Below are 7692 nucleotides of genomic sequence, written 5' to 3'. Positions count from 1 at the left end.
AGCCGCGCTCGCGGAGGATCAGCGGGGTGGCGGCCAGTTCGGCGGCGTCGGGCGGGGTGCGGCGGCGGGCCCAGGGGTGGCCGGGGGCGGTGACCACCGTCAGGCGGTCGTGGCCGATGACCGTGCCGTCCAGCCCGTTCGGGGTGTCCAGGCCCTCGACGAAGCCGATGTCCGCCTCGCCGTCCAGCAGCCGCCCGGCGACGGCCGCGGTGTTCCCGGCGAGCAGCGAGACGGCGGTGTCGGGGCGCAGGGCGCGCAGGGCTATCAGCCAGCCGGGCAGCAGATATTCGGCGATCGTCATGCTGGCGGCGACCCGCAGCCGGGAGTCGCGGCGGTCGCGCAGCGCGTGGACGCCCGCGTCGAACGCCTCGGCCGCCTCCACCACGCGCCGCGCCCAGTCCGTGACGAGCGCCCCGGGCGCGGTGAGCCGGGAGCCGCGCGGCGAGCGGTCCACGAGCGCGACGCCCAGCCGCCGTTCCATCGCCCGGATCCGGCTGCTCGCGGCGGGCTGGGTGATGCCCAGTTCCCGGGCGGCGCGGCCGAGGCTGCCGAGCCGGGCGACGGCGAGCAGCAGCTCCAGCGCGCCGAGGTCGGGGACGCGGTACGCGAGGGGCGTGGGGTGCGCCGGGCCGTCGTCGCCGGGGGTGGGACGCTTCTGGCGCTGCTCGCTCATAAAGTCAGCTTATGCCCTCATAGAGAAGACGGGCCTGGTGGGAGGCGCTCCAGCGGGCGAAGGTGCGTTCATGGTCACTGCCGCGCCCGCCCCGCCCCTCCCCACCGCCGCCGTCCGGGCTCACCCGCCCCGGCCGTCCGTACGCGGCCTCGGCCCGAACTGGTACGCCACGGTGATGGGTACCGCCATCGTGGCCACCGCGGGCGCCGGGCTGCCGGTGCGCGTCCCGGGGCTGGGTGGCGTGTGCCGGGTGGTGTGGGGGCTGTCGGTGCTGCTGCTCTGCGCCGTGCTGGCCGCCCGCGCGGCGCACTGGGCGCGCCATCGCGACCGGGCCCGCGCCGATCTGCTGGACCCGGCGGTCGCGCCCTTCCACGGCTGCCTCCCCCATGGCGCTGTCGGCGGTCGGCGCGGCGACGCTGTCGGTGGGCGCGGAGGTGATCGGCATACGGGCGGCGGTGGCCGTGGACGCGGTCCTGTGGGCGGCCGGAACGTTCACCGCCCTGCTGACGGCGGCCGGGATCCCGGCCCTGATGGTGCTGCGGCACCGGATCGGCCCCGGGGACGCGTCCCCGGTGTGGCTGCTGCCGGTGGTGGCGCCGATGGTGTCGGCGGCGACCGGTCCGGCGCTGGTGCCGCATCTGCCGCCCGGGCAGGGGCGGGAGGCGCTGCTGCTGGGCTGTCTGGCGCTGGCCGGGGTGAGCCTGCTGGGGACGTTCCTGATGCTGCCGCTGATCTTCGACCGGCTGGTCCGCCACGGTCCGCTCCCGGCGGCGCTGACGCCCGCGCTGTTCCTCGTGCTGGGCCCGCTCGGGCAGTCCACGACGGCCGCGGGCGGGCTGGCCGACGCCGCCACGTACACGGCGGGGGTGCCGGAGGCCGCCGCCCGGTTCGCCTCGGTGGCGTACGGGGTGCCGGTGATGGGGTTCGCCCTGCTGTGGCTGGCGTCGGCGGCGGCGATGGTGGTGCGGACGGTGCGGCGCGGGATGCCGTTCGCGATGACCTGGTGGGGGTTCACCTTCCCGGTGGGCACCTGCGTCACGGGAGCGGCGGCGCTGGCCCGGCACACCGGTCTGCATGCCCTCGGCTGGCTCGCGGCAGGGCTGTACGCCGCCCTGGTGGCGGCGTGGGCGCTGGTCGCGGCGCGCACGGCGCTCGGCCTGGCGCGCGGCACCCTGCTCGCGCCCTAGAGGTTCACCCGCGCGGCACCCTGCTCGCGCCCCGAGCCCGACCCCGATACTCAGCGGGCCGCCGCCAGCGCCGCGCCCAGCACGGCGGGTGCCTCCGCCAGCGAGGGGCCGTACCAGGTCAGATGGCGGCCGCTGACGAGCGCGGCGGGCAGCCCGGGGAACGCCTCGGGCCCGTCGTCGGCGGTGAAGCGGTACGGCTCGTCCGGCAGCACCACCAGCTCCGCGCCGCGCCCCGTCAGCTCGTCGATCGGGATGCGGGGGTAGCGCTCGGGGTGCTCCGCGTAGAGATGCCGTACGCCCAGCCGGGCCAGCAGATCCCCGGCGAAGGTGTCCCGGCCCAGCACCATCCACGGCCGCCGCCATACGGGAACCACGGCCCGCCGCTCCGCCCCGGTGGCCCGACCAGCCCGGACGTCCGCCCAGGCTGCCTCGGCCTCGTCCAGCCAGCCGGGGCGCGGCAGCCCGCAGCCGTGCACCAGGACCCGGTCCAGCTCTCGGGCGAACGCCTGCTCCAGCGTCCGTACCTCGGTCACCATTCACCTCCAGCCCGGCGGCGCGCAGCGCGTCGAGGTCGGGGGGCGCGGTTCTCCTCCTCGTTGGCGAGGACGAGGTCCGGGGCGAGGGCCGCGATCCGAGGCGGTGTCGGGGGTTCTTGGTGCCGCCGACGCGCTCCGCAGCGCATCCTGGACGGATGGATGCACCAGTCGGTCATCCCGTTCATCTGAATCGGCGCGGTGACGGCGACGGACTCGGTGAGCGAGGGCACGAGGGACACCACGCTGCGTACGCGGGCACGAGTACTCATCGCCCCACCGTACGGCCGCGTGCGGCGGGCCCCGTACGAACGGCCGCCGCCGCGGACCGGAGCGATGGGCTCCGGACCGCGGCGGCGGATGGTGTTACAGCGGGGCGACGGGGGTCAGGGGTTGACCGGCGCCATCTTGTCGACGATGCCGGGGTTGGCGTCGATCCACTTCTGGACGCCTTCCTCCTCGTTGCCCTTGCCCGCGTCCTGCACGGCCTGCTCGAGGCTGGCCAGCTCCTTCTCGGTCATGTGCCACTTCTTCAGCCACCCGTTGAACTCGGGGAACTTCTTCGGGAAGGACTTGTTGGCGAGAGTGTGGAGCTGGTTGCTGGCCCCGAAGGCCTTCTGCGGGTCCGCGAGCTTGGTGAGCTTGTACTTGCTGTACGCCCAGTGCGGGGTCCACAGAACGACGGCCACCGGTTCCTTCTTGGCGTAACTGCGCTCGAGCTGCGCCAGCATCGCCGGGGAGGAGCCGTCGGAGACCTTGTACTCCTTGTCGAGGCCGTACGCCTTCAGGACCTTGCTCTTGAGGATCTTCATCTCACCGGTGCCCGGTTCGATGCCGATGATCTTGCCCTTGAAGAGGTCGGACTTCCCCTTGAGGTCGGCCAGGGACTTCACGTCCTTGACGTACGACGGGACGGCGATCTCGAGAGAGGTCTTGTCGTACCACGACCCGACGTCGACGAGATTCTTCTTGTATCTGTCCCAGTACTGTTTCTGCGCGACCGGTAGCCAGCCGTCGAACTCGACGTCGACCTGGCCGGTGCTCATGCCGGTGAACATCGAGCCGACGTCGTACTGCTTGATCGACGGCTTGTAGCCGCGCTTCTCCAGGATGTTCTTCCACAGGTACGTGGTCGCGATGTCCTCGTCCCACGGGAAGTAGCCGATCTTCGGCGCGGCGCCCGCGTCCTTGCCCTTCTGGTCGGCGCCGCCGGGCACCGGGGCGAGCTTGCTCGCGATCCCCGGGTTGTCCTTCAGCCAGGCGCGGACGCCCTGCTGCTCCTTGCCCTTACCGGCGTCCTGGATGGCCGCCTCCAGGCTGGTGAGCTGCTTCTCACTCAGCTTGAAGTTCTTCATCCACTTGGCGACCTGCGGGTTCTTCTTCGAGAAGCCCTTGCGCGCGATCGTGTCGATGTGGTCGCCCTTGCCGAAGGCGCCCTTGGGGTCCTTCAGCTTGGTGAGCTTGTACTTGTTGTACGCCCAGTGCGGGGACCACAGGGTGACCGCGATCGGCTCCTTCTTGGCGTACGAGCGCTCCAGCTGGGAGAGCATCGCCGCGGTGGAGCCCTTGACCAGCTGGTAGTCCTTGTTCAGGCCGTACCCCGGCATGACCTTGTCCTGCATCAGCTTCATCTCACCCGCGCCGGGCTCGATGCCGATGATCTTGTCCTTGAAGGTGCTGGACTTGGACTTGAGGTCGTCGAGGGACTTCACGCCCTTGACGTACGAGGGGACCGCGACCTCCAGGGAGGTCTTGTCGTACCAGGAGCCGAGGTTCTCCAGCTTGTCCTTGTACTTCGCCCAGTACGTGGCGTGGGTGGCCGGGAGCCAGGCGTCGGTCTGCATGTCGATGTTGCCCGCGGCCATACCGGTCCACAGGGCGCCGACGTCGTACGACTGCACCTTGGGCTTGAAGCCGCGCTCCTCCAGCAGCTCCTTCCACAGGAAGGTGGAGGCGACGCCCTCGTCCCAGTTGATGTAGCCGAGGTTGACCGACTGGCCCTTGCCGACGTTGGCGGAGACGGTGGGGCCGGTGTCGTTGTCGGCGAACATCTTCATGCCGCCGGCGACCAGCGCCAGGACGACCACGCCGACCATGGCGACCGAGGTCGCGGGCCGCCAGTGCAGCACCCGCGAACCGCTGAGCGCCTTGGCCCGCTCCTTGGCGAGCGCGCGGCGGGCGAGCGGGGAGACGCGCTGATTGAGCGCGCTGGTCATCCGGTCCAGGTACATGGCCAGGATGACCACCGCGATGCCGCCCTCGAAGCCCATGGCCACGTCGACGGAGCTGATCGCCTGGAAGACCGTGGAGCCCAGGCCCTCGGCGCCGACCATGCCCGCGATGACGACCATGGACAGCGCCAGCATGATCACCTGGTTGATGCCCGCCATGATGGTGGGCAGGGCCAGCGGCAGCTGGACGCGCAGCAGGGTGCGGCGCGGATGGGTGCCGAAGGCGTCGGCCGCCTCGACCAGCTCGGCGTCGACCTGGCGAATGCCCAGCTCCGTCATGCGGACGCCCGGGGGCATCGAGAAGATGACGGTCGCGACGACACCGGGGACGACCCCGAGGCCGAAGAAGAAGATGCCGGGGATCAGGTAGACGAAGGCGGGCATCGTCTGCATGAAGTCCAGCACCGGGCGGATCGATGCGCTCACGCCGCGGTTGCGGGACGCCCAGATGCCCAGCGGCACCGCGAACACGATGGTGATCGCACCGGCGACCAGCACCAGCGCGAGGGTGTTCATCGCCTCGCCCCACAGCTCGATCGAATCGATGAGCGCGAAGCCCGCGAAGGCGAGGACGGCGGGCAGCAGCCCGCGCAGCCACCAGGCGAGCACCGCGAGGATGCCCGCGAGCAGCAGCGGCTCGGGCGCGCTGAGCACCGAGTTCACCCCGTCGTACATGCCCTGCACGACGGAGGAGATGAAGTCGAAGAGCCAGCTCAGGTTGTCACGGAGCCAGTTGACGCCGGAATTGATCCAGTCGCCGAGTTCGAGCCTAGGCACCGGTGATCACCTTCTTCGCGGACTCGGGCGCGTCCCCGCCGCCGGGTGACGGCGGTGTCGCGCCGTCGCCCCCGGTGTCCCCGTCGCCGAGGGCGGCGAGCAGCCGGGAGCGGGCGATGACGCCGACGAGGACGCCGTCGCCGTCGGTCACCGCGACCGCGGTGCCGCTGCGCGAGCAGGGGGTGAACAGCTCGACGATCGGGGTGTCGGTGCCGACGGTCGCGGGGGCGGCGGCCAGCAGATCCTGCTCGGTGCGCAGCGTCGTGCCGTCGTCGGCGGTGGTGCCCAGCACCTCTTCCGGGTCCGACATGATCGCCCCGGCGGTGAGCACCCGGGACCGGTCGACGTCCTGGGTGAAGGAGGCGACGTAGTCGTTGGCCGGGGTGACCAGGATGTCCTCGGCGGTGCCGATCTGGACGATCTGGCCGTCACGCATGACGGCGATGCGGTCACCGAGGCGCATGGCCTCGTTGAGGTCGTGGGTGATGAAGACGATGGTCTTCTTGAGCCGCTTCTGGAGCTGGACCAGCTGGTCCTGCATATCGCGGCGGATCAGCGGGTCGAGCGCGCTGAAGGACTCGTCCATCAGCAGCACGTCGGCGTCGGTGGCCAGGGCGCGGGCGAGGCCCACGCGCTGCTGCATACCGCCGGACAGCTCATCGGGCCAGGACTTCTCCCAGCCGGCCAGACCGACCATCTCCAGGGCCTCGGTGGCGCGCTTCACGCGCTCCTCGGCCGGTATGCCCTGGACCTCCAGGCCGTACCCCGCGTTCTCCAGCACCGTGCGGTGCGGGAAGAGCGCGAAGTGCTGGAAGACCATGCTGATCTTGTGGGAGCGCACCTGGCGCAGATCGCGGGGGCTGAGCGCGGTGAGGTCGTCGTCATCGAAGAGGACGCGCCCGGCGGTCGGCTCCAGCAGCCCGTTCAGCATGCGCAGCAGCGTGGACTTCCCGGATCCCGACAGACCCATGACGACGAATGTCTGGCCCGCCTCGACCGCGAAGGAGGCATCGATGACCGCAGCCGTCGTACCCTCCGCCCGCAGTTTCTCGCGGTCCGCACCGCCCTCGAGATCGGCTACCGCCTCATCGGGTCTTCTGCCGAACACCTTGTACAGGCCTTCGGCTCGCAGTTTGGACACATATACCTCTCATATCGCACCAAAAAACGACCCGCCACCCCCGCCGGCAGGTCGTGGAACAGCACGGCACCGGGACCGCATGCCCTACGCAATAGTTGAATAACGCAAGGGCCTCGCTCCGGGGGCGCGCCTGCCCCTCTCCTTATGGCGTAAACCATACGGTGACCCAGCTCACATTCCCAGTCCGGCGGTGTCACCGGCGTACGGCATTATCGAGATGTGACCCGACGCCTGATGCTTCTCGACACCGCTTCTCTGTACTTCCGTGCCTATTTCGGGGTGCCCGATTCGGTCAAGGCCCCCGACGGCACTCCGGTGAACGCCGTTCGCGGACTGCTGGATTTCATCGCCCGGCTGGTCCAGGACCACCGGCCGGACGATCTGGTGGCCTGTATGGACTTCGACTGGCGGCCCGCCTGGCGGGTCGAGCTGATCCCCACGTACAAGGCGCACCGGGTCGCCGAGGAGGCCCCGGAGGCGGCCGCGGTGGACCAGGAGGAGGTGCCGGACACCCTCTCCCCGCAGGTCCCGGTGATCGACGCGGTGCTGGACGCGATCGGCATCGCCCGGGTGGGCTCGGCGGGCTACGAGGCGGACGACGTGATCGGCACGCTGGCCGGGCGCGCGACCGGCCCGGTCGACATCGTCACCGGCGACCGCGACCTCTTCCAGCTGGTCAGCGACGAGCGCCGGGCGCGGGTGCTCTACCCGGTCAAGGGCGTCGGCACGCTCCAGCTGGTGGACGAGGCGCTGCTGCGCGAGAAGTACGGAGTGGACGGCGGCGGATACGCGGATCTGGCGCTGCTGCGGGGCGACCCGAGCGACGGCCTGCCGGGCGTTCCCGGGGTCGGCGAGAAGACCGCCGCCAAGCTGCTGGCCGCCCATGGCGATCTGGCCGGGATCATGGCCGCGGTCGACGACCCCGGTTCCAAGCTGACCCCCACGCAGCGCAAGCGGCTGGACGAGGCGCGGCCGTATCTTGCGGTCGCCCCGAAGGTCGTCCGGGTCGCCTCGGACGTCCCGCTTCCGCCGTTCGACGCCGCCGTGCCGCGGACACCGCGCGACCCGCGCGCGGTGGACGCGCTCGCGGAGCGCTGGGGACTGGGTGGATCCTTGCGTCGGGTGCTCTCCACCCTTGAGGGATAAAGTG

The 7692-nt window shown here is 71.0% G+C and carries 6 protein-coding genes and 1 pseudogene; 2 read left to right on the top strand and 5 right to left on the bottom strand.

The features are described from left to right. A partial coding sequence (locus SSOG_RS36095; protein ID WP_009719211.1) for a LysR family transcriptional regulator occupies positions 1 to 673 on the bottom strand: 673 nt, incomplete at its 3' end. Between the two features lie 70 nt (positions 674 to 743). Here SSOG_RS36095 and SSOG_RS36090 point away from each other — a divergent pair. Further along, positions 744 to 1860 (top strand): annotated as a pseudogene (locus SSOG_RS36090) (TDT family transporter). Positions 1861 to 1910: 50 nt separating this feature from the next. Here the strand turns inward: SSOG_RS36090 and SSOG_RS58610 are convergent. The 4 genes from SSOG_RS58610 to SSOG_RS36075 all read right to left on the bottom strand — a co-directional run bounded on the left by SSOG_RS58610 (position 1911) and on the right by SSOG_RS36075 (position 6542). Next, positions 1911 to 2396 (bottom strand): helical backbone metal receptor, encoded by a 486-nt coding sequence (locus SSOG_RS58610; RefSeq protein WP_009719209.1) that lies wholly within the window; start codon positions 2394 to 2396, stop codon positions 1911 to 1913. After that, on the bottom strand, positions 2390 to 2581 hold the full coding sequence (locus tag SSOG_RS58605; protein ID WP_425385471.1) for a helical backbone metal receptor: 192 nt from the start codon (positions 2579 to 2581) through the stop codon (positions 2390 to 2392). Before SSOG_RS58605 ends, SSOG_RS58610 begins: the two co-directional genes overlap by 7 nt. Positions 2582 to 2779: 198 nt before the next feature. Then, complete coding sequence (locus tag SSOG_RS36080; protein ID WP_009719208.1) at positions 2780 to 5401, bottom strand: ABC transporter permease/substrate binding protein; 2622 nt, start codon at positions 5399 to 5401, stop codon at positions 2780 to 2782. Beyond that, positions 5394 to 6542 (bottom strand): quaternary amine ABC transporter ATP-binding protein, encoded by a 1149-nt coding sequence (locus SSOG_RS36075; RefSeq protein WP_009719207.1) that lies wholly within the window; start codon positions 6540 to 6542, stop codon positions 5394 to 5396. Before SSOG_RS36075 ends, SSOG_RS36080 begins: the two co-directional genes overlap by 8 nt. A 234-nt stretch (positions 6543 to 6776) precedes the next feature. On the opposite strand from SSOG_RS36075, the gene SSOG_RS36070 reads away from it, so the two are divergent. Continuing rightward, positions 6777 to 7688, top strand: a complete 912-nt coding sequence (locus tag SSOG_RS36070) for a 5'-3' exonuclease (protein ID WP_039939489.1) — start codon at positions 6777 to 6779, stop codon at positions 7686 to 7688. The last annotated feature ends 4 nt before the right edge of the window (positions 7689 to 7692 follow it).

Source organism: Streptomyces himastatinicus ATCC 53653, from assembly GCF_000158915.1.
GTDB lineage: Bacteria > Actinomycetota > Actinomycetes > Streptomycetales > Streptomycetaceae > Streptomyces > Streptomyces himastatinicus.
This window is presented reverse-complemented; position numbering and strand designations above follow the sequence as displayed.

What these genes read in the sequence shown, in the direction of transcription:
- SSOG_RS58605 (WP_425385471.1), bottom strand. Translation starts at nt 2,581, where the DNA reads ATGAACGGGATGACCGACTGGTGCATCCATCCGTCCAGGATGCGCTGC.
- SSOG_RS58610 (WP_009719209.1), bottom strand. Translation starts at nt 2,396, where the DNA reads ATGGTGACCGAGGTACGGACGCTGGAGCAGGCGTTCGCCCGAGAGCTG.
- SSOG_RS36070 (WP_039939489.1), top strand. Translation starts at nt 6,777, where the DNA reads ATGCTTCTCGACACCGCTTCTCTGTACTTCCGTGCCTATTTCGGGGTG.